This window comes from Acinetobacter sp. 1424608, from assembly GCF_000588255.1.
GTDB classification, from domain to species: Bacteria; Pseudomonadota; Gammaproteobacteria; order Pseudomonadales; family Moraxellaceae; genus Acinetobacter; species Acinetobacter nosocomialis.
This window is the reverse complement of record NZ_JFXL01000005.1, coordinates 118,265-144,097: the sequence shown is the minus strand read 5'-3', so window position 1 is coordinate 144,097 and position 25,833 is coordinate 118,265. Positions and strand designations below refer to the sequence as shown.

Annotated in this window: 22 protein-coding genes and 1 other RNA gene; 11 read left to right on the top strand and 12 right to left on the bottom strand. The window is 39.7% G+C overall.

The window, feature by feature from the left end; genetic code table 11:
- Positions 1–39: 39 nt before the first annotated feature.
- From J678_RS11440 to J678_RS11430, 3 genes are all read left to right on the top strand, one after another.
- Entirely contained in the window at positions 40–963 is a 924-nt protein-coding gene (locus J678_RS11440; protein WP_017393304.1) for a hypothetical protein, read from the top strand.
- A gap of 127 nt (positions 964–1,090) precedes the next feature.
- Complete coding sequence (locus J678_RS11435; RefSeq protein WP_002047799.1) at positions 1,091–1,285, top strand: helix-turn-helix transcriptional regulator; 195 nt, start codon at positions 1,091–1,093, stop codon at positions 1,283–1,285.
- 1 nt (position 1,286) lies between these two features.
- The gene (locus J678_RS11430) at positions 1,287–2,651 is read left to right on the top strand and encodes a DUF3987 domain-containing protein (protein WP_002047760.1); all 1,365 of its coding nucleotides are present in this window, start codon (positions 1,287–1,289) and stop codon (positions 2,649–2,651) included.
- Positions 2,652–2,843: 192 nt separating this feature from the next.
- On the opposite strand, the gene J678_RS11425 is transcribed toward J678_RS11430, so the two are convergent.
- The 6 genes from J678_RS11425 to J678_RS11405 all read right to left on the bottom strand — a co-directional run bounded on the left by J678_RS11425 (position 2,844) and on the right by J678_RS11405 (position 10,640).
- Entirely contained in the window at positions 2,844–4,196 is a 1,353-nt protein-coding gene (locus J678_RS11425) for a tyrosine-type recombinase/integrase (protein WP_032027312.1), read from the bottom strand.
- A gap of 181 nt (positions 4,197–4,377) precedes the next feature.
- Positions 4,378–4,737: a transfer-messenger RNA gene (ssrA, locus tag J678_RS22810) on the bottom strand.
- 166 nt (positions 4,738–4,903) lie between these two features.
- Entirely contained in the window at positions 4,904–6,889 is a 1,986-nt protein-coding gene (ggt, locus tag J678_RS11420) for a gamma-glutamyltransferase (protein ID WP_017393303.1), read from the bottom strand.
- A 304-nt stretch (positions 6,890–7,193) separates the two neighbouring features.
- On the bottom strand, positions 7,194–8,717 hold the full coding sequence (locus J678_RS11415) for a DHA2 family efflux MFS transporter permease subunit (protein WP_000857095.1): 1,524 nt from the start codon (positions 8,715–8,717) through the stop codon (positions 7,194–7,196).
- Positions 8,718–8,723: 6 nt separating this feature from the next.
- Complete coding sequence (locus tag J678_RS11410; protein WP_000128703.1) at positions 8,724–9,875, bottom strand: EmrA/EmrK family multidrug efflux transporter periplasmic adaptor subunit; 1,152 nt, start codon at positions 9,873–9,875, stop codon at positions 8,724–8,726.
- Positions 9,876–10,142: 267 nt separating this feature from the next.
- Positions 10,143–10,640: a thioesterase family protein gene (locus J678_RS11405; protein ID WP_004703260.1), complete on the bottom strand. Its 498-nt coding sequence runs from the start codon at positions 10,638–10,640 to the stop codon at positions 10,143–10,145.
- 142 nt (positions 10,641–10,782) lie between these two features.
- On the opposite strand from J678_RS11405, the gene hemB reads away from it, so the two are divergent.
- Both hemB and J678_RS11395 read left to right on the top strand, forming a co-directional pair.
- Positions 10,783–11,796 carry a porphobilinogen synthase gene (hemB, locus tag J678_RS11400; protein WP_004748084.1) on the top strand — a complete coding sequence of 338 codons (1,014 nt, stop codon included), beginning with the start codon at positions 10,783–10,785 and terminating at the stop codon, positions 11,794–11,796.
- Between the two features lie 25 nt (positions 11,797–11,821).
- Positions 11,822–12,937 (top strand): NAD(P)/FAD-dependent oxidoreductase, encoded by a 1,116-nt coding sequence (locus J678_RS11395; RefSeq protein ID WP_017393302.1) that lies wholly within the window; start codon positions 11,822–11,824, stop codon positions 12,935–12,937.
- Here J678_RS11395 and J678_RS11390 read toward each other — a convergent pair.
- Positions 12,929–13,834 carry a TIGR01777 family oxidoreductase gene (locus tag J678_RS11390; protein ID WP_017393301.1) on the bottom strand — a complete coding sequence of 302 codons (906 nt, stop codon included), beginning with the start codon at positions 13,832–13,834 and terminating at the stop codon, positions 12,929–12,931. The genes J678_RS11395 and J678_RS11390 overlap by 9 nt on opposite strands.
- An 83-nt stretch (positions 13,835–13,917) precedes the next feature.
- A complete protein-coding gene (locus J678_RS11385; RefSeq protein WP_017393300.1) occupies positions 13,918–14,370 on the bottom strand; it encodes an ABZJ_00895 family protein in 453 nt (150 codons plus the stop codon).
- Positions 14,371–14,748: 378 nt separating this feature from the next.
- Here J678_RS11385 and J678_RS11380 point away from each other — a divergent pair, with 378 nt between their 5' ends.
- Positions 14,749–15,126 carry a VOC family protein gene (locus J678_RS11380; protein ID WP_001091952.1) on the top strand — a complete coding sequence of 126 codons (378 nt, stop codon included), beginning with the start codon at positions 14,749–14,751 and terminating at the stop codon, positions 15,124–15,126.
- 74 nt (positions 15,127–15,200) lie between these two features.
- Here J678_RS11380 and J678_RS11375 read toward each other — a convergent pair whose 3' ends face one another.
- Positions 15,201–15,674, bottom strand: a complete 474-nt coding sequence (locus J678_RS11375; protein WP_017393299.1) for an OsmC family protein — start codon at positions 15,672–15,674, stop codon at positions 15,201–15,203.
- 164 nt (positions 15,675–15,838) lie between these two features.
- Between J678_RS11375 and J678_RS11370 the strand changes: the two genes are divergently transcribed.
- The gene (locus J678_RS11370) at positions 15,839–17,107 is read left to right on the top strand and encodes an exonuclease SbcCD subunit D (RefSeq protein ID WP_031944638.1); all 1,269 of its coding nucleotides are present in this window, start codon (positions 15,839–15,841) and stop codon (positions 17,105–17,107) included.
- A gap of 9 nt (positions 17,108–17,116) precedes the next feature.
- Complete coding sequence (locus J678_RS11365) at positions 17,117–20,713, top strand: AAA family ATPase (RefSeq protein ID WP_017393297.1); 3,597 nt, start codon at positions 17,117–17,119, stop codon at positions 20,711–20,713.
- A gap of 120 nt (positions 20,714–20,833) precedes the next feature.
- On the opposite strand, the gene J678_RS11360 is transcribed toward J678_RS11365, so the two are convergent.
- Together J678_RS11360 and J678_RS11355 are read right to left on the bottom strand one after the other, a co-directional pair.
- The gene (locus J678_RS11360; RefSeq protein WP_017393296.1) at positions 20,834–21,676 is read right to left on the bottom strand and encodes an undecaprenyl-diphosphate phosphatase; all 843 of its coding nucleotides are present in this window, start codon (positions 21,674–21,676) and stop codon (positions 20,834–20,836) included.
- A 107-nt stretch (positions 21,677–21,783) separates the two neighbouring features.
- Positions 21,784–22,476, bottom strand: coding sequence for a YggS family pyridoxal phosphate-dependent enzyme (locus J678_RS11355; RefSeq protein ID WP_017393295.1), 693 nt, complete (start codon positions 22,474–22,476; stop codon positions 21,784–21,786).
- A 126-nt stretch (positions 22,477–22,602) separates the two neighbouring features.
- On the opposite strand from J678_RS11355, the gene J678_RS11350 reads away from it, so the two are divergent.
- Positions 22,603–23,640, top strand: coding sequence for a type IV pilus twitching motility protein PilT (locus tag J678_RS11350; protein ID WP_006581387.1), 1,038 nt, complete (start codon positions 22,603–22,605; stop codon positions 23,638–23,640).
- A gap of 27 nt (positions 23,641–23,667) precedes the next feature.
- A complete protein-coding gene (locus J678_RS11345) occupies positions 23,668–24,786 on the top strand; it encodes a PilT/PilU family type 4a pilus ATPase (RefSeq protein ID WP_002052019.1) in 1,119 nt (372 codons plus the stop codon).
- A gap of 69 nt (positions 24,787–24,855) precedes the next feature.
- Here the strand turns inward: J678_RS11345 and fur are convergent, their stop codons facing one another.
- Positions 24,856–25,293 (bottom strand): ferric iron uptake transcriptional regulator, encoded by a 438-nt coding sequence (gene fur, locus J678_RS11340; RefSeq protein ID WP_002052029.1) that lies wholly within the window; start codon positions 25,291–25,293, stop codon positions 24,856–24,858.
- A 111-nt stretch (positions 25,294–25,404) separates the two neighbouring features.
- Here fur and J678_RS11335 point away from each other — a divergent pair, with 111 nt between their 5' ends.
- The gene (locus tag J678_RS11335) at positions 25,405–25,803 is read left to right on the top strand and encodes an outer membrane protein assembly factor BamE (RefSeq protein WP_001170994.1); all 399 of its coding nucleotides are present in this window, start codon (positions 25,405–25,407) and stop codon (positions 25,801–25,803) included.
- Positions 25,804–25,833 lie beyond the last annotated feature (30 nt).

Genomic DNA, 25,833 nt, shown 5'->3' with positions numbered 1-25,833 from the left:
TAAATCCACCTTGAAGCAATATTAATTAAGAGGCTTAATATGAATAGTGAAGAAATTTCAAAATTATTTAAATTAGATCAAGTCGATTTTGAACAATGTAAAAGTGCTGAAGAGTATGAGTTAGAATTATCAAACCAAGTGGATGATTTTTTCTTTAAGAATTATTTTAAAAATGAAGAAATATTATTTGCTGCTTTCGATTTTTACTATTCTATAAAACTACTAGAAAATAATGATAATTTAATAACACTTAAAAACTTATTAAATAACAATAAATTATTAAGATATTTTCGAAATAAAAAATTAGGAATCTTTGGTCTTATAATTATAATAACAGCATTTAATAAATCCACAGACTATGATATTTACAATATTGAAAATGAGGAAAATTATAAAAATAATAAAACCCAGAAAATATATGATAATTACATTAAATTCACCAATGAAACAGAGGATTTTTTTGATTTTAAATCATGGTTTAAAGATGAAATTGAATTAATGACAGCAAATTTATATTTATCGTTAAGAGCAATGATTGTTCAAAATGAAAAACAAAGAAAAATTTGTGAAAATTTAATTTTAAACAATTTAGACCTAAAAAACTTATCGGATTTTGATTATATTTTTAATGCTTATATTGATAATATCAAACAATCAAATATAAATAATAAAGAATTAGTTGATAGAGAAAGAGATTTAAAAATTAATAAATTCATTAGAAATTTATATAACATGTTTAAATCTCTTAAAAATCACATTCTTTCCAGTGCTATTATTTGTGAAATAGTTTCAATCATATATGATCGTCAAAAAGATCAACGTAAAATAATGGATTTAATAGATAAAGGAAATCCTCATTTTACAATTACAGAATATGAGAAAAAATATATACGTGATCAAGATCATAATATTATTGCGATGGAAATCGTTAGGTACGGACTCAACAATGACTCCTCCACCTAGTCAAAATCATATATAACAATCTATGTCAAGACCATCTAATCCTGTTTTTTTTGTAGGTTTAAGAGCATTACTCTTTTTTTGATTATTTATAAAAATGCATGTATCTACTTTTTACATGAGAATTGAAATGCTAAAGACAAAAAAAGAAGTCTGCGAATTATTGAGTCTTACACGTGATGGTCTGACAAAGTTACAACAGAAAGATCCATCATTTCCTCGACCTATAAAATTTTCAAAAGAACGTCAAGCTCATGCATATTTTGATATTAAAGAGCTACAGGAGTGGCTTGAGTTAAAAAAATCTGAAAGAGAGGAATATTAAAATGAGTAATATTCTTTTATCTGAATTATCTAAAGATCAATTGATTGAAAAAATTGAAGAATATCCAATTTATGCGTTTCCAAAAATAGTTGCTAATGCGATTCAAAAATCTGCTTATTATCATCATGTTCCTGTTGCAGTCGCGGCTCAAACATATTTAGCTCAAATGTCATTTATCGCACAAAGATTTATTAATGCGCCAAGTGATAAAAAAGAAAATGGACAGCCAGCTAGTCTAGCTGTATTGACAGTTTTTGCGTCAGGCGAAGGAAAAGATGTATGCAAAGATGATGCTGCAAAAATTGCAATCGAAGTCGATAATACGAATATGCAAAGTTATAATGAAGAAATAACAGCATGGAAAATAGCGCATCAAAAAAATAAAGGTGAACGTCCGATTAGTCCTCAATCTATTTTTGTAAGAGCAACCACGCAAGGTGTATTAAAGCATATGAGTATTAGTCCTTCTACAAGTTTTATTTGGAGCACCGGCGAAGGAGGTTATTTATTTGGCGGCTATTCTCTGCAAAGTGATACAAAATCAGATGCTTTAAGCACATTAACAGATTTAGTTGACCGAGGAACAGTAACTACAAACTTAGGAGGTGATGATAGTACTCTTGTTATGAATAAACGTTTTTGTCTAGATATAGCAGTACAAGACGTTGTGGCACGACCATCTCTTGAAAATGAAATGTGCAAAGAACAAGGTTTTTTTGCAAGATTTTTATTTGCTGCGCCTGAATCATTGCCTTTTAAGCAAATCACAAAAGATAATCGTAAATTAAAGTCTTATGATGATAATGATATAAATATGTATTGGAGCTTATGTCGAGAACTGCTTGACCCAATAAATTTAGCTATTGATACAGCTGAAAGACAAGTTATTATGAAAAATGACGAAGCTGACGATATTCATATTGAATATGAAAATTATATTAATTTTGAATCTCAAAAAGATGGTTTATATTATTCTATTCAAGCAAATGCAAAACGAACAAAACAATATGTTTTAAGAGTTGCGGCTATTCTTTCTTTTTTTGAATCTAAAAATATAATTGATGCCAAAATCATGAGAAATGCTATTGATATATGTAAGTATTCTCTAAATCAATGGCTAATATATTATAATAAGGGTGAAAAAACAGATAGTGAAATACTATTTTCGTGGATTAAAGAGCAATATAAACGTGGAAATAAAGTAATTTTAAAATCTAGCATTAATCAAAATGTTAGGAAAGTAAAAACTGCTCAATTAAGAGATGCAGCCCTAAAATACTTAATCGAAGCTGACTATATCAATATAGAAGAAATCGGAAAAAGAGAATATATCTCATTGACTAATAAAGCTCTTGAGAACATCTAAATTGCCTAAAACAACTAAAATATATACATGGTAAGGCTTTGAACGTAGATTGTAATATCTAATGAAGTCTAAATTGTCTAATGCTCAATTTGAGCTTAGACAATTTAGATCATCTTAGACCATAAAATTCAGAATGTAAAACTAGAGTAGGTATAGCGCCAATAAGATTTTAGACAAATAGATCATGTCGCTCTAAGATGCTAAATCATTTTCATCTTTCAACATATCAAGAATAAATAATTTTAATTGAGATACCTTAACTTTGTCAGAAGTCAAAGTATTTAAATTATCGATAACATCAAATTGCTCAGTATCAAAATTAAAATGCTGATCATTTATTAATGCATCCAAATAATCTGCCCAAATTTGCATCATTTTAGATCTTTGTTTCAAATAAAGAGCTTTATTATAAACGCCTTCAACTCCACCAACAGCATGAGCTAAGGCAGTCTCAACATATTCTTTTCTAAAGCCTTTTTCTCTCAAAGTAGTGCTTAAAATATGCCGAAACCCATGCGGAGTCTGGCGTCCTTGGTAACCTAATGACTTTAAGGCTTTATTAAATGTATTATTGGAAATGGGTTGTTTCTTGGTACTTCTGCTAGGAAACAAGAATAAAGAATCACTAGTGATTCTTTTTAGCTCGTTAAGAAGTGATAAGGCTTGTAGTGGTAAAGGGATAATATGCTCTTTCCTTTTTTTCATTCTATGTGCAGGAATAGACCATAGATTTTCCTGAAAATCAAATTCCTCCCATACAGCTTGCCTCATTTCTGATGGGCGGGTACCTAACATAATACTCAATTCTAATCCAATAGCCGTCATTCTATTTGGATATGCTCGTATTTTTTTCAATAATTCTGGCAGCTCTTTTTCTGAAACATGTGGCATATTTTGCTTTTCATGTTTGTCCAAAAATTTTGTAATACCAGTGACTGGATTGTAATCTATACGACCTGTAACTTCTGCAAAATCATAAATCTCTCTGCATAATGTACATAGCCTTTTACCCATTTCAACAATAGGTTTTTTTGTTTTAGGGTGTAATTTTTTTTGAATCGCTTGAAATAACTCTAACCATGCCTTTTTTGTTATTTTTCTATAATCCAGTTTTCCCATGACTGGATAAATATGGTTTTTTAATGCGCCTTCATTTCTAACTCTCGTCGCCTCTGTCCATGTTTTAGTTAAACAAAACTCTATAGCTAATTGCTCAAATGTGAATGAGTTGCTTAATAAATCGGCTTGCTTTTTTTTTTCTCTATCAATTTTTGGATCTATCCCCTCTGAAATTAATTTTCTCATTTCTTCTGCATTTTTTCTTGCAAGTTTTCCGCCGACTGACGGATATCCTCCTAAACCCAACCATGTCCACTTACCATCACTTGGTCTTTTGTATCTTAATTCCCAGCGTTTGTTTCCTTTACTATGAACAGTGAAATATAGATTATTGCTATCTTTAACACGGTACTCTTTTTCTTCAGGCTCTAAACTTGCAAGAGTAGTATCAGATAAAGGATATTTTTTTATATCGACTCTTTTCATAGTTAAAACCTTGTATGGTGATTTTATTACAACTCACAATATACATGGCACCATACAAACAATACAAGACTATACATATTCGTCGCTATTTATGTATATGCATAAAAAAAGCCTTAAACACTGATGTTTAAGGCTTTTTTAGTCATATTTAGTTATGTAACTTCATATGAATTTAAGAATTTGGTGGAGATGGCGGGAGTTGAACCCGCGTCCGCCAGCACTACGCTCGAGAATACTACATGCTTAGATATCGTCTATTGTTTTAACACCAAGTGACCCGACGAACAGGGTACAAGGTGCGATCCTCTAAGTTTGGTATAAAGCCCCGAGGCTTGACTCTATACGGACTTGTGTGCGTGCGCTTCAGTCGGGTTCCCAGACCACAAGTATTCTAGGAAGCGGACAAGCGGCCCTTAGGCAGCTAGAGCGTAAGTTTCGTCGTTTGCGACTATTTAAATGCAAATTTTATTTACGAGAGAAAATGCGCTCTCGGCATGCATCTATGAGTTTCATCACCGGCGTCGAAGCCAATAACATCCCCATGAATGTCTGCACATCATAGCATAACTAAAATAAAATGCTGTGCATTTTATCAACAGTCTGCCACTGATGAACATATTTACTTAATGGAGAGCCTTTTGTTTTTTTCAAGGCCCTTTATAAAAAAAGCTGCCAAAAATGACAGCTTTTTTTTTTTAAAGTTTGGCCTATAAAGCACCATTGCCTAACACGATCCCTTCACGGCGTGGGTCTACCCCACCTGCGTATTTACTTTGATTATTTATATTTACTTTCATAATCGTTGAAATACCACTGGTTTGCGCAGTGTTAGAAATGCCATGCCCTTTTGCTTTTAAGCCTTCAATTAGGTCAACTAAGGAAAGCTGTACATTCGAGCTATCTACATTGGTGTTTTTGCTATTGGTTGCGCCAAAGTTAACAAGCGAAGTGGCCTGCTGTGCGTTTAAGTTCCAGTCCAATGCACCTACCAAAGTTTTAACCACATATTGAATGATGGTACCGCCACCTGGTGAACCTGTTGCCATATAAAATTCATCTGGCGTGGTGCCCTTAAATACTAAAGTTGGTGCCATAGTACTACGTGGGCGTTTGCCGCCTTCTACACGGTTGGCAACCAGCGCCCCAGTGCTGTCATAAGGGTTTGCGCTAAAGTCAGTTAACTGGTTTGACAGCAAGAAACCATCCACCATGTGGAATGAACCCATGCTCGATTCAACAGTCGATGTCATTGAAACCACATTGCCATAGGCATCTACTATCGTGAACTGAGTTGTACCGTGTTCAACAGTGGTGTCGACACCCGAAGCTGGGTTGAAATTACCTGCTGGAGCAACGCCCATACTTTGGTTCGGGTTAATCAATGCTGCACGTTGCTTTAAGTAATTTTTATCAATAAAACTTGGAATACCCTGTGCCGGCAAACGAATAAAGTCGGTATCTGCGACATATTTGTCACGGTCGGCATAGGCCAAACGCTCTGCTTCAGATACTAAATGCACGCCCATCACATCGGGCACACCACCTTCATTTTCAGGTTTTTTAGGTGGATAAAGCGACATATCAAAGTTTTCTAAAATACCTAGCGTTTGCGCAACTGCAATCCCTCCCGAAGATGGAGGTGGCATGGTACATACATAGTAACGGTCACGGTAAGTTGTACAAATCGGGTCGCGTTTTTTAACCTGATAGTTCGATAAATCCTGCAAGGTCATCAAACTTGGAGTAATTGGGGTTCTTGCTGGGTCGTCACCCACGGTTTGCCCTGCTTTTGCCACAATCGCTTGCGCAATTGGACCAGTGTGTAGTGCGTTTGCCCCTTGTGAAGCGAGTGCTTCAAGTGTTCTAGCATAGGCTTTATTGGTCATGGTCTCGCCGACTTTACGTGGTGATCCATCTGGGTAGAAATAGGTCGCCATTGCATTTGCATCGAGCGCTAAATTGTTTGCATTGCTTGCAATTGCATCTGCCAAACGTCCCGGAATGCGAAAACCGTTGTCAGCCAAACCAATCGCTTCACCAAAAAGCTGGTTCCACTTAAGTTTGCCATGTTCTTTTTGCGCTTGTTCAAGTAAACGCATCACACCCGGCACACCAATCGAGCGACCACTACGGCGGGCACTTGGTACAGGTGCTGGTGAATTGGGGTCATATATATTTTGGCGAATTAAATAAAATTCGTTGGCTGCGGCTGGTGCAGTTTCACGGCCATCATAGGCAGTGACTTGTTTGGTTTTGGCATCGTAATACATCATAAAACCACTACCGGCAATGGTACTCGACTGTGGCTCGACCAAACCAAGTACGGCTTGTACCGCAACGGCTGCATCGACTGCGCTACCACCTGCTTTTAACACATCACAACCTGCTTTTACCGCAAGTGGCGTGTTTGCCACCACCATATATTTATCTGCGTATTTAACCGTGTTACCGAGTCTATAACCCGATGCACCCTCTGGTGCCGCTGGATCACCATTTTGGTTTGAACCGACCACCACGCTTGAACCGTCTTGGGCCAGTTTGCTACAACTGGTCGGGTCATTATCTACAATTAAATTGGGCGGGGTTGTATTTGAATCATCCTTGGGCTGATCTGACGAGGAGTCATCTCCACATCCTTGTAATAAACCGACTGCTAATAAACTACTGAACAAAAATGAATATCTTTTATTCACGTGATAACTCCAATATATACGCCTGCCTATCCATGCAATTGCCATGCAAGCTTCTTTGTTTTCAGGTCTTCAGTTTTTTTAATCTTTGATAAAAATAAAGTTTTAATAATATTAAATGATTAAGGGTGTTTATTTTGTGCTCTGTGTGATGTCTCCTTGTTTGTTATCACACTCTTTTATAACTGATTTGCCCAATTCTGGCATGCTTTATTTCTTTAAATACAGGCAAAATTTCCTATTTATAAACTCGCTCATTTTGTAGTAGGCCTAAAAAAAGCACCTCCGAAGAGATGCTTTTTGATGTTTAGTGAGAAGGCATACCGCTAACCTGTTTGGGTTTTGGACACAGCCAAATCACCAGCCCTGCAAAGACAAACACAATCGCAAATAGCAAAAACACATGGTTTGCCGACATGGTAATAGCTTCTTTATCGACTAGATTTGAAATAATTCCAAGCGTCGAGTCAGCCGTAAAACCATTTTGCAAAAGTGTGTTTTGTACTTCAGTCGTATGTAGGTTTGACACCATTTCACTACGGGCAACTTTGGCGTGATCGTCCCACACGGTCACCGCAATTGAAGCGCCAATCGCCCCTGCCATGGTTCTCAAGAAGTTCATGAGGCCCGCAGCAGATGCAATTTCTTGCTGGAGTACCGAACCAAGTGCAATGTTAGACAGTGGGATAAAGAAGAACGGTACTGCAAAACCTTGCAGGATTTGTGGCCAAGCCAGTGCCATAAAGTCGGCATCTGTGGTCCAGAATGCCCGCATTAAGGTCACAATACCCAGCAAAATTAAACCAAAGCTCGCCAGCGCACGCGGGTCATGTTTGGTCGAAAGTTTTGCCACAATTGGTGACATGGTCAAACTACCAAAGCCCATGGTTGCAGTTAAATAGCCGGCCCACGTCGCGGTATAGGAAAGGTTCATTTGCAGCCACTGCGGTATCAATACAATACTACCAAAGAATGCGCCAAAGCCGAGCGACAAAGCCAGTACCGATATGGCAAAGCCCCTATGCCTAAAGACTTTGACATCCACCACGGGGTGCTTATCGGTGAGTTCCCATATCAGGAACACCACAAAACCAATGGCGGCAGTTAAAGCTAAAACCACAATGCTGGTGCTGTTAAACCAGTCGCGTTCATGCCCCAAGTCGAGCATAAGCTGTAACGCACCAATCCACAGAATTAACAGCCCTAAACCAACAGTGTCGATTCTTAAAGAAATGGTTTCTGTTTCGGCTACTCTTAACAAGCGCATAGCTGCTAATACACAGACAATACCAACCGGTAAGTTAATAAAGAAAATCCAGTGCCAAGACAGGTTATCACTAATCAGACCACCCAAAATTGGTCCTAAAATTGGCCCGACGACTGTGGTCATTGCCCATAGGCCCATTGCCTGCGCATGCTTTTCCTGAGGGAAAATACGCATAAGCAAGGTTTGGCTGAGTGGCATAAGTGGACCACCACAAAGGCCCTGCCCAATACGGAAAAACACCAACATTTCTAACGATGTTGCCAAACCGCATAGGAAAGAAAAGACCGTAAAGCCAATTAAACCAAAGATAAAAACCCGTACCGTTCCAAAGCGGCCTGCCAGCCAACCCGTTAAAGGTACACAAATCGCTTCTGCAACTGCATATGAAGTAACGACCCATGTTCCTTGTGTGCTTGAAACAGCAAGGTTACCGGTAATATGCGGTACAGAGACGTTGGCAATGGTCGTATCAAGTACGACCATAAAGTTCGACAAGGCAATAACAAACGCTGCCAGTAGTAAACGGCCACCGCTTAACTCGGCAAAAGGTGTTTGCGTTTTCATAAGCGTTTACTTCGCAGATAAGTCGACTTTTGCTTCCATCGACAAGCCAACACGTAATGGGTGTTCAGCAAGTTCTTTCGGGTCAAGTGCAATACGAACCGGTAAGCGTTGAACCACTTTAATCCAGTTACCTGTTGCGTTTTGAGCCGGAATTAAGGCAAAGGCAGAGCCTGTACCACCAGAGAAGCCCACCACTTTGCCGTGGTATTCAACATCATCACCATATAAATCTGATGTTAATGTGACTGGCTGACCTGGGCGGACTTTTTTCAACTGACTTTCTTTGAAGTTAGCATCTACATATAAATCATTGAGCGGCACAATCATCATCATGCTTGTACCCGGTGCAACGCGTTGACCCACTTGAATATTACGGCGTGTAATCACACCATCAACTGGTGCACGAATCACGGTACGTTCCAAGTCAAGCTGAGCTTGTTCTACATGCGCTTGTGCAACTTGTACATCCGGAGTCGAGGTTTCGCTTACACCCTGAATTAACGCTTCGTTTGCAGCTAAGGTGCTTTCGGCTGCCTTACGACTAGAAGTCGCTTGTGCAAGGCCGGCTTTAGCAAGCTCTAGCCCTGCTTTAGCAGTTTCAACCGCACTTTGTGCTTTGGTGAGTTCTTCTTTAGACACAGCGCCAGATGCCGCAAGCTGTGCACGGCGGTTCAGTTCTAAAGCAGCTTTGTCATAGTCGGCTTGTGCTTGAGCAACCTGTGCTTTAGCACTGTTAATTTCGTCAGCACGAACCACCACTTGAGAGTTTAAAGAACTACTGTTTGCCGCAGTTTGTTTATATTGGCGTTTTGCTTTGGCAAGCTCTGCCTCGGCTTGTGCCAACGCGATTTTGGCATCACGGTCATCAATACGAACCAGCACATCACCGCGGTGTACTGTTTGAGTATCTTTTACCAAAACCTGAGCGACCTGTCCGCTAACCATTGAGGTAATTTGCGCGGTTTCTGCACCGACATAAGCATTATCCGTACTCACCGAGTGATTTAAAAATAATGCCCAGATTGCATATAAAATAGCGGCGATCAATAAAATCAGCGCAAAGAAACCAAGAAATTTTTTGCGCTTGTTTTGCATGTTGTCATCCGAGGCAGATGTTGTTGGCACTGTTTCTTGTACATTGCTTTGTGCATCAGTCATGGTATGTTCCTAAAGATGAGTTGGCTTTGCCATCAATCTCGCACTACACCTTGTTATAGAGTTTTTATTTTTCTATAAACAAGACATACCGCATTGTCAAAGGAGACAATTTTAACGCTAAAACCTCATGATATGAGAATAAAAAAATATAACTCATGCGTTCGTTCTAATTAAATTAATGTTTATCTCAAGATTTTTATGAAAATTCCAGCTTTTCAAGCACTAAAAAAAGCGCACATGGCGCTTTTAAATCGTTCAATTCATCGCCTAATAGGCATATGAAGCGATACCCGCAGCGATGGCTTTATCTTCATCATTGACCATCGTCATACGCATAGTGCAGCCCTTACGACCTAAACGTAACACTTCCGCGCGTGCAATAAAATACTTACCGCGTCCCGGCGCTAAATAATCTACACGCATATCTACAGTTGCCAATCGCGATACTTGCTTAATGGTTTCGGTTAAAGTTTCTGGGGTCGAACGGCGATAGAGATGTTCCATTGCTACAATTCCACCAATACTGTCGAGCAAAGTTGCAGCAACGCCGCCATGCAAAATCTGAAATGCAAGATTGCCAATCAGGTTGGGTTGCATCTCGATATAGCCTTCAATGTGCCCGTCCACCACACGCATAATCATTCCACTATGCTTAAAAAAAGGAGAGCTATTAAACGCCTTACATAACTGGTTGAGAACCACAGTTAGGTCAGTTTTTGCACCTAAATGGATGTTCCCAGTCCAATTTTTCTTTTCATCACTCATACATTGCCTAAATTTAAAAGCATGATAAACACCCATAATTTTGTACAAATCCAGCATTATGGGGCTACAATACAGCAGTCGGTTGACAGTAATGGAATATCCGCCAACCTATCCTAGTGTAATACCGAACATCGAGATTGTTATGACTTATACGTTCAATCGTCCTGCATTTCCAGCCACTCGCATGCGCCGTATCCGTAAAAATGACCAGTTGCGTGCGATGGTCAGCGAAACACAGCTCACTACCAATCACTTGATTTATCCAGTATTTGTATTACCAGGACAAAATCAGACCCAAGATATTCCAAGTATGCCAAACATTCAGCGTTTGTCGGCAGATTTGTTACTGAAAAAAGCTGAAAGACTTCTGGAATTGGGCGTATCAAAACTGGCTCTTTTTCCAGTTACCCCGCAAGAAGATAAAAGCCTCACCGCAGAAGCTGCATGGCGTGAAGATGGTTTAGTACAAACCACTTGTCGTCTGCTTAAAAAAGAATTACCAGAAATGGTGTTAATCACTGATGGTGCACTCGACCCATACACGACTCATGGTCAAGACGGCATTATTGATGAAACTGGCTATGTGCTCAATGACGAGACTGTAGAATGCTTGATTAAACAAGCCTTAAGTCACGCAGAAGCAGGTGCCGAAGTGATTGCACCAAGTGACATGATGGATGGCCGCATTGGCGCGATTCGTCAGGCTTTAGAAGCCAATGGTCACATCTATACCAACATCATGGCCTACTCTGCTAAATATGCGTCTAGCTTCTATGGTCCGTTCCGTGATGCTGTTGGCTCTGCATCCAACCTCAAGGGTGGTAATAAATATAACTACCAGATGGACTTTGCCAACCGTGCCGAAGCTTTACATGAAATCGCACTTGATATTCAAGAAGGCGCCGACATGGTGATTGTAAAACCGGGCATGCCTTATCTGGATGTGGTACGTGAAGTGAAAGATACCTTTGGTGTTCCTACATTCATTTACCAAGTGAGTGGTGAATATGCAATGTTAGCTGGCGCGATTCAAAATGGCTGGTTATCAGATTCAGTCATTTTAGAATCACTCATGTGCTGCCGCCGCGCTGGTGCAGACGGAATCTGGACTTACTTTGCAGAAACCGCTGCTGAAAAACTCAAGGAAATGAACTAAGTTCGCAGAGAAAGGATAACACTGCATGCATATTGCAATCATTGGCGCGGGCATAAGTGGATTAATGTCTGCGCTGGAGTTGGTTGAACAAGGCTGTAATGTCAGCATTTTTGATCAACAACAAGCGGGACAAGCAGCCTCTTGGGCTGGCGGAGGCATTCTCTCTCCGATGTACCCATGGCGTTATGTGCATGCAGTGAACCAACTTGCCCAATTTGGTAAAGCCTCTTATCAAGCATGGAACCAAAAGCTCTACCCTATTACAGGGATTGATTTTGAAATTCATGACACAGGCATGCTGATTTTTGATGAAGAAGATTTTGACGTCGGACTTTCCTACGCCGAGCAGCATCAAGAACCGATGCAACGCTGTGAATATTTACAGCGCGATGCCCTAGAACAAGTTAATCCACATATTTCCGATCAGTTTCAAGAAGCAATTTATTTCCCCGAACTGTCTAATATTCGTAATCCACGCGTATTACAGTCCCTGATTAGCTATTTAAAGCAACATCCAAATGTTGAGTTTTTTGAACACACTCCTGTTAAAAAACTGATTCAAAATGGCGATGTGATACAAGCGCTCCAAACCGAAGATGGTCGCAAACATACAGCAGACCATTTTGTAATAACTTCGGGCGCTTGGAGCCATTACTGGAACTCACAATTACAACTCGAAATTCCAGTCGAACCTGTTCAAGGTCAAATGCTGTTATTTAAAACCCCTGCTCACTGGCTACCGACCATGTGTATGAATCGAGTCATGTATTTGATTCCACGTATGGACGGTCATATCGTATGCGGGTCAAGCATGGCACATCGCGGCTTTGACACGTCTACCGACGAAACGACTCAGCACAATATTTTAGAAGCTTGTTTAGAAATGGTGCCTGAACTGGCCGATTTCCCGATTGTACATCGCTGGGCAGGCCTCAGACCAAGTTCACCAAATGGCGTTCCCTATATTGGCAAAATGCCTGAAATGGATAACCTGTGGGCAAACTTTGGTCATTTTAGAAATGGCTTATGCATGGGCGCAGGCTCTGCACAATTGCTCCGTCAGCTTATGCTGAGTCAACCGACATTAGTGAATGCCAAAGCATATTCCCCTGAGCGTTTGCAAAATAAAATCTTAGCCTGACGCCAATATATTCTCTAAAGCCATTTTTAACTGAGGATAAGTAAACTCAAATCCTTCAGCTTGTAAGGCAGCAGGTTTAACGTATTGACCATTTAAAATCAATTGCGACTGTTCTGCTAACAAACAGCGAAAAACCGTGCTTGGTGCTGACAACATTGGTTTCTTATTAAGTACCGCAGCAGCTTGCTCAACAAATACCTTTTGAGTCACGTTTTCTGGTGCCACGACATTATGAATTTGAGCAGATTGAGGATGCTTAAATATAAACTCGATTGCACTTAACACGTCTTCAATGTGTACCCAAACAACAGGTTGACGGCCATGACCAATTTGACCCACTAAATTGAGTCGAATAGGAAATAACATTTTAGGCAAAATGCCACCGCCCTGCCCAAACACTACACCTAAGCGAATAATTTTAGTGTTTTGCTGAGCGTCTGCTAACGCTGCTCGTTCCCATTCTTGGCAAAGTCGAGACATAAAAATAGGCTGTGGTGCACCTTGTTCGGTGCACACCTCTACCCACTTTTCTTGAACATCAATCCCGTAATAACCAATCGCTGAACCAGAGACAATCACTTCTGGAAAAATTTGAGATTGCTTGAGCCATGCATACAATTTTCGAGTCGTATTTACACGGCTTTCGATGAGTTGTTTTTTACGTGACTCGGTCCAGTGTTTCTCACCAATATTAGCACCTGCCAAATTCACCACATAGTCAATTTTATGGGTCGTAATATCTTCAAACTTTTGTACCCACTGTAAGGCAGGATGGTCAGATTCCTTTCCAGCCTGCCGTGTAACAGCAATCACATTATAATTTTTTTGTAATAGGAACTTAATTAAGTGCGTTCCGATAAAACCACTAGCACCCGTGATTAATACATTCTTATTCATATTTCCTCCTAAGCTGAGGACAACTGTTTTATTTCATTATATAAAACTCATTTATATTTAATCGTAGCTGTTTTTGTAGTGATCTATTGTACATTCAACATTTTGTCAGCCATGCGCTGTGCCTGTTTGCCATAAAACCAGTAGGTAATTAAATAAAGCGGAATAGCCAGCATTAAAATCATAATGACCATAATACTTAAGAACTGAGGCTGCTTGAGGTAAAGCATAAAGTTTTGCAAAATTTCAGGGTCTTGTCTTGAAAATAAAAACAAACCAAATAAAACACCGCATAAGTTATAGCTCCAAAATATAAGGGTAAATCCTAAAGTAAATTTCTTTTTTTCTTGTACAGTCGGAGCACGGTGTTCTTTCTTTAAAAATCTAAATAAGACAAAAATCATTGCGCCTAAATAGGGAACGGCTGTTAAAATACCACCTACACTCGCTGGCAATAGTGCTGCAACAACACCTACAATTAAGGTGAGCACAATGCATAAACCAAAAAACCAGAGAAAGTAAGAACGTAATTTGGTCATATTTTTGCCTAATTTATGGGTTCAAAAAATAATTATAAATTTTTTTCGATTTTTTTTCATTTTTCTGTCAACCAATCCGAATCTCTTAACGTTATATAGAGTAACAAGGTCGCAGCAACCGAATACTTCCTTTGCACGGCATCCGCAAAATTGTTTCGGTGACCTTTCATTACGACTCTTTCTTCCTTCAGATTAGGTTTTGTTAGCAGCCAAACCCTTGATGAAGTCTTTGACCGACGATTCTCTCATCACTCGAATCGTCGGTTTTTATTTTCTAGTATTTTCATTTATTTTACGCTCACCATACACAATCGTTATTTCATAGCCATGAAAGGCATGCCTATACTTTTTACACCATAAAAATACGATTTAAATAATATGAACACTATTGCCTATTTCGAAATCCAGTCTTCAAACCCTGCCCGCGATGCGCAGTTTTATCAAGCTGTGTTTGGTTGGCAATTTAAACTCGATGAAAGCTTACCGATTGAATATTACCGCATAGAGACACCTTCAATTATGGGTGGTCTATTAAAACGCCCTGCTCAAACACCGCCAATGGAATATGGCACCAATGCATTTACTTGTTCGGTTCAGGTGGAAAATTTCGATGAGGTAGCTGCAAAAATTTTAGCGCAAGGCGGTATTGTCGCAATGGATAAATTTGCTATTCCGGGCCGCGCTTGGCATGGCTATTTTGTCGATTTAGACCACAACGTTTTTGGTATTTTCCAAGTCGATGAAAATGCAGCTTAAAGATTTTATTTAACAACTCTAATTTATTTTTAATGTATAGCCACCGCTTTTTATCGGTGGCTATTTTATTTTATTTATTCAACAAAGCTAAAGCTGGCTTCACATGTAATTGGAAAATTTACCGAGTTGGCAATCATACATTCGCGATGTGCTTCTTCATGCAGTTTTGCTGCAAGCTCTGGGTCAGCACCTTTTTCTAACACAACCTCAGGCCTTAAAATAATTTGGGTAAAGTGACCACGTTTGACCGGATCTGTATCTTCCATAAACCCAAGTGCATGGTCAACATAACTCACAACGTGAATATGATTGACTGCACAAAGGTGTAAATACCAAAGCTTATGACAAGCTGAAGCTGACGCGACCAATAAATCTTCCGGGTTCCATCTGGTCACATCGCCTAAATAGGCAGGGTCTGATGAACCTTGAATAGTCGTCTTTTGAGGATGCTGAATACTAAAGTCTCGTTTATAAGAACGATAAGATGAAGTGCCTGTACCCGTATTGCCTTCCCACTGTATTTTTACTTCGTATTTATGAATAGCCATTTTGTTCTCAAAGTTCATGGTTTGACCTGATAGTAACAAAGCAAAGCTTAAAGTGAACAATTTAATTCAGGTCTTACTGGGGGCTTAAATAACGAGCACTTTAAAATGTCTTGATAAAATCTCCTGCCAATTTATGCTAACGTATCTGTGTTTATTTTGGCTTGATGTCTGTTTCTATGTCCGTACATTTTCTACATACTTCTGACTGGCATTTGGGGCAGTTTTTTTATAATCACTCACGACATTACGAACACCAACAATTTTTAAGCTGGTTGCTCACTCAAATTCAAGAAAAACAACCTCATGCCCTGCTTATTGCTGGCGATATTTTTGATGTCATTAACCCGGGTTCTCAGGCACAAAAACAACTCTACCAATTTTTAGCAGATGCACATCGTATTGCACCGCACATGCAAACACTCATGATTGCGGGTAACCATGACTCAGGCTACCGTATTGAACAAGTCGAACCGCTTTTAGAAAAATACAATGCAAAAACCGTGGGCGTAGTTCGCTGGAATGAAGATAAAACCCTAGATCTCGACCGACTACTTTTACCTATTTATAATCAAAATCAAGAAATTGTGGCGTGGTGCCTTGCCCTGCCTTTTTTACGCTCGGCTGAAATTACGGGCTTTAACGAACATACCACCAATAGCAAAAATGCAATTGCCTATTTGCACCAGCAACTGATTGCCGAAGCCAAACGTCGTAAGACACCGGACCAAGCGCTTATTTTGATGTCACATGCCCATATGCAAGGTGGCGAGACATCCGACTCTGAACGCCCAATTATTATTGGTAATGAAGAGGCGCTTTCAACGACATTATTTGAAGATGCGGTCGACTATGTCGCTTTAGGGCACTTACATAAACCACAAAAAGTAGGCCAGCCGCACATTCGTTATAGTGGTTCACCCATTCCACTTTCTTTTAGTGAAATTAACTATAAACACCAAGTAGTTGAGGTCAAAATTGACCCTTCTCAAGAGACAGATAGCCGTTTGCAATTTGAAGCTATCGAAATTCCGCGCTGCATACAATTGCACCGCATTCGTGGTGAGCTAAACGAAGTACTGCAACAACTCAAAGCCTTACCACACGGCGTGATTGAAAATATTGACCACCGTGAATATGTCGATATTGAATATTATAGTTTAACGCCGCCTCAGCCGAATTTACGTCAGCAGTTTGAAGCAGCCCTGCCACCTGACCGCTATCGTTTAGTGCGTATTTCACGTCAATATGTAAACAAAGACACGACTAATTCAAATACTACCCAGCACATTGCTCTTGAACCGCCAACACCAGAAAAGCTCTTTCAAAATATTTGGGAAAAACAAGGTTACAGCGCCGATGATGCGGTCTTAAAAGATTTTCTGAGCCTAGTACAAGAAGCACAAAAACATCTTGAAAATGATGCAAGCCATTAAGGATATGTCATGAAAATTTTATCCATTCGAATAAAAAATCTGGCATCGCTTGCTGATGAACATTTTATTGATTTTGAAAGCGCACCTCTGGCCCATGCAGGTCTTATTGCAATTGTGGGGAAAACTGGCGCAGGTAAATCGACCATTTTAGACGCGATGTGCCTAGCCTTATTTAATCGGGTTCCACGTCTAAAAGACAGCGATGGTAAGTTAAAAGATGTCGATGGTTCCGAGTTACTGACCAATTCGCCTTTAACCGTCTTACGCCGTGGTACAGGGCATGGTTTTGCTGAGCTTTGCTTTATTGCACAAGATCAAAAACGCTATTTGGCTCGTTGGGAAATTAAACGTGCACGTGAAAACCCAAATGGCAAATTACAAAGCGTGCAACGTCACTTAAAATGCCTAACCGATGGTGTGGTACTTGCCGACAAAGCCAAAGCGGTTGATGAAAAAGTTAAGCAAATTACCCAGCTTTCTTTTGAACAGTTTACGCGTGCCGTATTACTTGCTCAGTCAGAAGTCACTGCATTTTTAAAAGCTCGAGACAGCGAACGCGGTGAATTACTTGAGTACCTAACCAACTCCAGCATTTTTGCTAAAATTGGTGAACTGGCTTTTCGTAAAACAGCAGATATTGCAAAACAGCGTAAACAGCTGGAAGAGTTTTTAGGTCACATTGAAATTTTGTCTGATGAAGAGATTGCTGCATTTACCGAGCAATACCAGCAAGCTGAACAAAACTATCAACAGTTAGAACAACAAAAACATGTCTTAGACAAACAGCAACAATGGTTTGAACGCAAAGCAAAACTTGAACAAGAAGTTCAAGCGAAACAGCAACAGTTTCAAACTCAGCAAAATCACCATCAACAACTGGCTAGTGAACGTGAGCAATTAAAACGTCTCGAAGTTTTCTCTGAAATACGCCCACAAGTTTTTCAGCAAGCTCAAAATTTACAAACACTACAACAACTTGAGCCGCAAATTCAGCAAGCTCAAACTAAGTTTAATGACCTGCTACAAATTTTTGAAACGGGACAAAAACAATATCAACTTGCAGAACAACAGCTCAAACAAACCCTCGATTTTGAGCAACAGCATCAACATGCTTTAAATCAAGTTCGACAGTCCATTCAAGAACGTGCTTTTATTGCCGATGAATATAAAAAGTGCAAAGAAAAAAGACAGGTACTTGAGCAAAAGCTAAGCCCAATGCAACAACAGCAAAACGCTGTACAACAGCAGATTGCACAGCTTGAGCAGAACAAAATTCATTTACAACAGCAGCTGATCCAGACTCAGCAATATGCTGTATTAGATAAGGGTCTTTCAGCACATCTACATCAGCTTGGGCAATTTATTCAAAATTACCAAACGATTGAACAACAGCTTGGCAACCCTACCCTTACTCGCCAAAAGCTATCGGAAGCTAAAAGCGAACTCGAACAACTCGTAACTTCACTAGGCACCCTTGAACAGATTGAGTTAAAGCTTGAACAACAGCGTAAAGACAAAGATCAAAAACTTGCTCAAATTACTCAGTTAGATCTGATTCAACAGAAAATAAAAATTTATCATGAGATATATTCTGAGCTTCAGCAATTCACCGAAAAACATACTCAAGCCTCCGCGCAAGAGCAGCAACTTAAAACCGTTTGCCAGTTAGCTGAACAAGACTACCAAACAGCAAAAACTGAACGTGAAAAACTACAACACATCCTACAACAGCAGCGTTTACTACACACCGAAAATATTGAGCAGTTACGGGCCAATCTTAAAGAAGGTGAAGCGTGTTTAGTCTGTGGAAGTACCCATCACCCCTACCGTGTTGATGACAGTGCGGTCTCCAAAGCCTTGTTCGATTTGCAGCAACAGCAAGAGCAACAAGCTATTGCACTCGAGCAAACTAAGTTTAATGCATGGCAAACCCAGCAACATGTACTTACTCAGTGCCGTGCCGAGCTTGAACAAGTTCAGAAATACCTAGCTCAACTGCAAGTAAAACAAACGCACTTACAGCAAGAACTTGAGCAAGGGTTTAACCTCAATCAATTACACATTGAGCTTAATCAAGCACCTGAACAAATCTTACAAACACTTAATGAGCTGAGACAAGCGACACAAACTGCCATAAGTTCATTTGATTCAGAAAATGTGCGTTTAACCCAAGCCATTAAACAACACAATCAGCTTGTTCAAACGATTCAGCGTAATGAAAGCTTGCTCAATACGGCACAGCAATGGCAACAACAAGTTCAACATATTGTCGAGTGTTTGTCGGAAACCGAACAGCAGGCATGGCAGCAAGCAAGTAGCCAAACAGCTAAGCAGACTTGGGCTATTTTGGATGCACGTGCTAAGCAACTTGAACAACAAGAACAGTTTTCACAGCGTTTTGAACAACAGCAGCAAGAACTTAAAATGTTGACTGCTAGTCTTGAACAAATGGTCAAGCAAATTGATGAGATCGATCAAAACCTCCAAGAGATTACGCTTAAAGGTCAACAAAATAATGAAAAAGCAGTATCGCTCATTCAGCAAATGACGGGCCGCACAGACATTAAACCGCATGAATGGTTAATTGAGCATGATGCTAAACGTCAGCACCAACAAACAGCGTATCATGAGGCTAAACAGCGTTTCGAACAAACCAGACAACACTTTGAACAGCAAAAACAGGTGCTCGATCAACTTAAACATCAGTATCAACACACTGCACATCATCAACAGCAAATTGATGAGCAAATTCAAAACTGGTTAAAAGCCCATACTGATTTTCAGGCATCTGATCTTACGGCGCTCATACAGATTAATTCTGCACAAGAGCAAGACATTCGTAACCGTCTTAATCATGCCGAACGTTTATTAAGTGAAGCCTCTTCTGCCCTTAAAACGATGCAAGAGCAATTAAGCGAGCACTTACAAACTCAGCCAGATATTGAATATGAAAAACTCGTTATACTCATTCAAGACAATATTGCAAAGCTCAAAGCACAGCTTGAAGTACGTGACGGGCTAAAGCTGAAACTTGAATTACATCAGCAAAACCTTGCCAAACAGCAAAAATACGCTGAGCAAATTCAAAATATTCAGCAAGAAGAACACCGCTGGAGTAAAATTTCAGGCTTGATCGGTGATGCCAAAGGTAAAGAGTTCCGCGACTACGCTCAGCAATATCACCTAGATATTTTAGTTGAACATGCCAACCAACAACTGGCGATGCTTTCTCAGCGTTATACGCTAAAACGCCTAGATCAGTCCTTAAGCCTTGCCATTATTGATCATGACATGGATGGAGAAACCCGCTCAGTTGCTTCTTTATCTGGTGGAGAGTCATTCTTAACTGCACTGGCCTTGTCTTTAGCAATTGCCAATATGGCATCGGGTTCAATGAAAATTGAATCACTATTTATTGATGAAGGCTTTGGTACTTTAGATGCCTCATCTTTGCACATGGTCATGAATGCTTTGGACCAATTGCAAAATCAGGGACGTCAGGTCATTCTCATCTCACACATTCAAGAAATGCATGAGCGTATTCCTGTACAAATTCAGGTGAAACCACTTGGCGCTGGCGCGAGCACCATTGAAGTGGTAGGTTAATTTAATCTGGGTACTTATCTTAAATTTGATTGAATCTTATATAAAAGAGGGGCGTATGAATTACGCCCCTCTTTTATTGTATGGTCTTGTACTAATTTTTTATTTTTTAAACATCAAAAATTAATTCACGCAGAGTACGACAATTGCGAAACCAATACAGTACAGACCGAATAAATGCCAGCGTCCATGTTCTAACCATGAAGACAACCATTTTAATGCTAAAAGCCCAGCACCAAAGCTAAAGCACATCCCTAATAAGCTTGGAACTATCGAATGGAATACTTGTCCATGAGCTACGGTTTGTAAGCCTTGAGCGTGAACTAAACGATATAATTCTTTTAGAATTACTGCTGGCGTTAATACCACAGCCAATGCAAAACTGAACTCTTCAGCTTTTTGGCGAGATACACCTAAAAATAATCCTGTAGAAATTGTAGCGCCAGAACGTGAAAAGCCACGGAAAGGTAAACATAACGCCTGTACTGCCCCAATAATAGAAGCACTACGCAAACTGATTTCACCTGATTGTCCGCGATCTAAACGCGAAGATAAAATAATCAGGACACCTGCCGAAATCAGTGCAGCCGCCATTAATTTTGAGTTACTAAACAAATGCTCAATTTCGAAACTGCTCGCGCCGCCGAAGAATACATGTTTAATAATAGATTGGAGCGCTAAACCGAGTACACCAGTAATTAGGGTTGCTAAAATAATATAGAAGGCTTGTTTTTTAAAACTTTCCCAAGAAGAAAGATAAGTCTTTTTCCAAGATTTCCAAAAGTAAACGATCACGGCAAACATCGTACCTGTGTGCAACATCACAAGTAAGAAGGTCATGTCAGGTGCAGATGGATCATACCCCATTAACTTTTCAGCTAAAATAACGTGTGCGGAACTAGAAACCGGCAATAATTCAGCAAAGCCCTGAATAATTGCCAGAATGAAAACATGCAACAAATCCATACATTACACACTCAAATATTAAAATATCTGGTTTATAAATGAGGAAAATTAAATTTAAATTAACCGATTACAGTTTCGCCACAAAATATTTAACTAAACCTTAAAAGTTATTTTTTTACAACAGGATCACGTTTTCCAAACAAAGCAGTTCCCACACGAACCATAGTTGAACCTGCAGCAATTGCAGCATCCAAATCGCCTGACATCCCCATACTTAACGTGTCCCAGTCTTGCGCGTGGGCATGTTGCTCTTTCACCTCATCAAATAGTTTTTTAGCATCTGCAAAAGCGGCAGTATTGTCTGGTGCCGGAATTACCATTAAGCCACGCAGCTTGATTTTCGGCAGTTGACTTATTTGAGCAACCAATTCAGCAACTTCTTCTGGTGCACAGCCATCTTTAGTGTCTTGCCCATCAATATTGACTTGCAAACAAATATTAAGTGCAGCTTGATCATCACCACGTTGGTTAGATAAGCGCTCTGCAATAATTAAACGATCTACTCCATGTACCCAGTCAAACTTTTCAGCCAAATGCTTGGTTTTGTTACGTTGAACATGCCCAATAAAATGCCATTCAATATCTAAGTCATGCAGAGCTTCTATTTTATCCAAAGCTTCTTGTAAATAATTTTCGCCGAATGCTCTTTGTCCCGCTGCATACATTTCACGCAATTTTTCACTCGGATGTGTTTTAGACACGGCTAAAAGTTGCACAGTTTCAGGCGCACGCTGAGCATGTTCACAAGCAGTTCTGATTTGCTGTAATACGTGCTGCCGCGCATCTTGCAGGTAATTCATTGACAAGGTTCTCATTTTCAAAAAACTTTTTTGCTTTTCACCTAAAGCGAGGTGTTGGTAAGCCTCGGTGAAAGCCGTATATTATTCTACAAAATAATGACATATTTTGATTTACTTGGGGAAATTATGGATATTACAGAGCTACTCGCCTTCTCTGTGAAAAATGGCGCATCCGATTTGCACTTATCAGCTGGTATGCCACCAATGATTCGGGTCGATGGTGAAGTTCGTCGTATTAACTTGCCAGCCTTAGAACATAAAGATGTCCACCGCCTCGTTTATGACATCATGAATGATAAACAGCGCCGTGACTATGAAGAAAAACTCGAAACTGACTTTTCTTTTGAAGTACCGAATGTTGCGCGTTTCCGTGTGAATGCATTTAACCAAAACCGTGGTGCTGGTGCAGTATTTCGTACCATTCCATCTAAAGTCCTCACCATGGAAGATCTAGGTCTAGGGCAAATCTTTAAAGATATTTGCGACTATCCTCGTGGCATTGTGCTGGTGACAGGACCAACAGGTTCGGGTAAATCAACTACGCTTGCAGCGATGCTCGATTATATTAATGAAAACCGCTATGACCATATTTTAACGGTGGAAGACCCAATCGAATTTGTACACCAATCTAAGAAATGTCTGATTAACCAACGTGAAGTGCATCGTGATACACATGGCTTTAATGAAGCCCTTCGCTCAGCACTACGTGAAGACCCAGATATTATTTTAGTCGGTGAGATGCGTGACCTTGAAACGATTCGATTAGCACTTACTGCTGCCGAAACAGGTCACTTGGTATTTGGTACGCTTCACACCACATCGGCTGCAAAAACCATTGACCGTGTGATTGACGTATTCCCTGCCGAAGAAAAAGACATGGTTCGTGCCATGCTGTCTGAATCTCTACAAGCCGTTATTTCTCAGACCCTGCTTAAAAAGAATGGTGGTGGTCGTGTTGCGGCACATGAAATTATGATTGGTATTCCGGCTATTCGTAACTTAATTCGTGAAAACAAAGTCGCACAAATGTATTCAGCTATTCAGACTGGTGCTAACCATGGCATGACAACCCTCGACCAAAGCCTAAAAGGTTTGGTTTCACGTGGTGTAATTAGTCCACAAACAGCCCGTACAGCGGCGAAACAGCCTGAATCATTCCTATAAAAACAATAAAATAGCGAGAATACAATTATGGATTTTAATGACTTGCTCAACCTGATGGTTGAAAAAAAATCATCGGATCTTTTTATTACAGATGGTGTTGCACCATCGATGAAGATTAACGGGCAAATTGTTCCAATTTCAAAAAATAGCCTTTCAGGTGAAGTAATTGGTCAACTCTTACATTCCATCATGAGTGAAAAACAACGTAAAGAATTTGCAGAGACTCGTGAATGTAACTTTGCCATCATGAACCGCGATAAAACGGCGCGTTTTCGTGTCAGTGCTTTTCAGCAACGTGACATGCCAGGTATGGTACTACGTCGAATTGAAACGAAAATTCCTTCAATTGATGACTTACAGTTGCCGACTGTGCTTAAAGATTTATCGATGACCAAACGCGGCATTATTATTTTCGTAGGTGCAACAGGTACAGGTAAATCGACTTCATTGGCTTCAATGATCAGCCATCGTAACCATAACTCTAAAGGCCATATTATTACCATTGAGGACCCGATTGAGTTTATTCACGAACATGCAGGCTGCATCATTACTCAACGTGAAGTCGGTATTGATACGGACTCTTTCGAAATTGCTTTAAAAAATACATTACGACAAGCACCTGATGTGATCTTAATTGGTGAGATTCGTTCTCGTGAAGTCATGGACTACGCAATTGGCTTTGCTGAAACAGGTCACCTTGTATTAGCTACAATGCACGCCAACAACGCCAACCAAGCACTCGACCGTATTATTCACTTTTTTGAAAGTGACCGTCATAGCCAGCTCTACATGGACTTGTCTCTTAACTTAAAAGCCATGATTGCACAGCAGCTTATTCCAACACCAGATGGTAATTCACGCCGTGCAGCGATTGAGATCTTAATTAACTCACCATTAATTTCAGACTATATCCGTAAAGGTGAAATTCATGAAATTAAGGACTTGATGAAACGCTCACGTGAGCTTGGTATGCAGACCTTTGACCAAGCTTTATTCGACTTATACAAAGCCGGCCAAATTACTTATAAAGATGCGCTTAAACATGCCGACTCACCAAACGATTTACGTTTAACGATTAAACTTGCAAATGAAGGTCCTGATCAAATAACAGACGAAAAACAGCATTTAACTTTTGATCGTCAGTAATTTCTTCATAAAAAAAGGAAGGTTAAACGTAACCTTCCTTTTTTATTTGTTTTCTTTGTGTGAAAACGATTATTTCTTGCGCAATGCATCCTGACATTCAGGTTCATTACAGTAACCATAGAGATTTAATGAGTGACCCGTTAAGGTAAACCCATGTTGTTCTGCTACAGAATGCTGTTCTTTCTCGATAACATCATTAGTAAATTCAATAACTTTGTTGCAGTTTTGGCAAACCAAGTGATCGTGGTGATCTTCTTGCATAATTTCGAAAACAGAATGATTATTTTCAAAATGATGACGTTGAATAATACCCGCAGCTTCAAATTGTGTTAACACACGGTAAACTGTCGCAAGTCCGACATCTTCCCCTTGCTCTAACAAAGTCTTGTAAATATCTTCAGCGCTAAGATGATGTTGTTTTGAATTTTCTAATAATTCCAAAATCTTAATTCGTGGAAGGGTAACTTTAAGTCCAGCTTTGCGCAAATCTTGATTGGAAATAGGCATGAAAAAAGGTCTCTCAACAAATCTCAAGTTGGAATAGGCAATAGAATTTATATGAAGTATGATCTATCCTTTGATCAAATGCATCATAATTTATTGGGATAGTGTAGCAAAATGCAAAAACTCGTGCTGACGTTATTCGTCACTTCACTCCTAGCTGGTTGTTCAATCTTTGGTGTATATAAGGTTGATATTCCTCAAGGGACTCCATTGACTAAAGCTCAAGCCTCTCAAGTACAGGTCGGCATGAATTTCCAGCAAGTGCGCTTTTTGCTTGGTAGCCCAACAGTGACTGATCCCCTCAATCCACAACGTTGGGACTATATCTACAACTATATCCCGGGAACATATGCTAAAAAAGCGAAAATCCCCGCAGCACATGGTCAGCATTTAAAAATTTACTTTGATGGAACTGGAACCGTAACTAAAATTGAAGGTTTAGAGACTATTCCAGAATCGCAACCAGGTTTACCTGCTTCTAAAGAAGCAATTTTAACTGCCCCACCACTATAATCGTTTTTTCTAATAAAAAGAAACCCCTCA

Coding starts and splice junctions, on each gene's coding strand:
- J678_RS11395 (WP_017393302.1), top strand. CDS start 11,822: ATGCATATTGCAATCATTGGCGCGGGCATAAGTGGATTAATGTCTGCG.
- hemB (WP_004748084.1), top strand. CDS start 10,783: ATGACTTATACGTTCAATCGTCCTGCATTTCCAGCCACTCGCATGCGC.
- J678_RS11345 (WP_002052019.1), top strand. CDS start 23,668: ATGGATTTTAATGACTTGCTCAACCTGATGGTTGAAAAAAAATCATCG.
- J678_RS11385 (WP_017393300.1), bottom strand. CDS start 14,370: ATGACCAAATTACGTTCTTACTTTCTCTGGTTTTTTGGTTTATGCATT.
- J678_RS11355 (WP_017393295.1), bottom strand. CDS start 22,476: ATGAATTACCTGCAAGATGCGCGGCAGCACGTATTACAGCAAATCAGA.
- J678_RS11365 (WP_017393297.1), top strand. CDS start 17,117: ATGAAAATTTTATCCATTCGAATAAAAAATCTGGCATCGCTTGCTGAT.
- J678_RS11335 (WP_001170994.1), top strand. CDS start 25,405: ATGCAAAAACTCGTGCTGACGTTATTCGTCACTTCACTCCTAGCTGGT.
- J678_RS11410 (WP_000128703.1), bottom strand. CDS start 9,875: ATGACTGATGCACAAAGCAATGTACAAGAAACAGTGCCAACAACATCT.
- J678_RS11405 (WP_004703260.1), bottom strand. CDS start 10,640: ATGAGTGATGAAAAGAAAAATTGGACTGGGAACATCCATTTAGGTGCA.
- J678_RS11360 (WP_017393296.1), bottom strand. CDS start 21,676: ATGGATTTGTTGCATGTTTTCATTCTGGCAATTATTCAGGGCTTTGCT.
- J678_RS11375 (WP_017393299.1), bottom strand. CDS start 15,674: ATGGCTATTCATAAATACGAAGTAAAAATACAGTGGGAAGGCAATACG.
- J678_RS11425 (WP_032027312.1), bottom strand. CDS start 4,196: ATGAAAAGAGTCGATATAAAAAAATATCCTTTATCTGATACTACTCTT.
- J678_RS11370 (WP_031944638.1), top strand. CDS start 15,839: ATGTCTGTTTCTATGTCCGTACATTTTCTACATACTTCTGACTGGCAT.
- J678_RS11390 (WP_017393301.1), bottom strand. CDS start 13,834: ATGAATAAGAATGTATTAATCACGGGTGCTAGTGGTTTTATCGGAACG.
- J678_RS11380 (WP_001091952.1), top strand. CDS start 14,749: ATGAACACTATTGCCTATTTCGAAATCCAGTCTTCAAACCCTGCCCGC.
- J678_RS11350 (WP_006581387.1), top strand. CDS start 22,603: ATGGATATTACAGAGCTACTCGCCTTCTCTGTGAAAAATGGCGCATCC.
- J678_RS11415 (WP_000857095.1), bottom strand. CDS start 8,717: ATGAAAACGCAAACACCTTTTGCCGAGTTAAGCGGTGGCCGTTTACTA.
- J678_RS11435 (WP_002047799.1), top strand. CDS start 1,091: ATGCTAAAGACAAAAAAAGAAGTCTGCGAATTATTGAGTCTTACACGT.
- J678_RS11440 (WP_017393304.1), top strand. CDS start 40: ATGAATAGTGAAGAAATTTCAAAATTATTTAAATTAGATCAAGTCGAT.
- J678_RS11430 (WP_002047760.1), top strand. CDS start 1,287: ATGAGTAATATTCTTTTATCTGAATTATCTAAAGATCAATTGATTGAA.
- fur (WP_002052029.1), bottom strand. CDS start 25,293: ATGCCTATTTCCAATCAAGATTTGCGCAAAGCTGGACTTAAAGTTACC.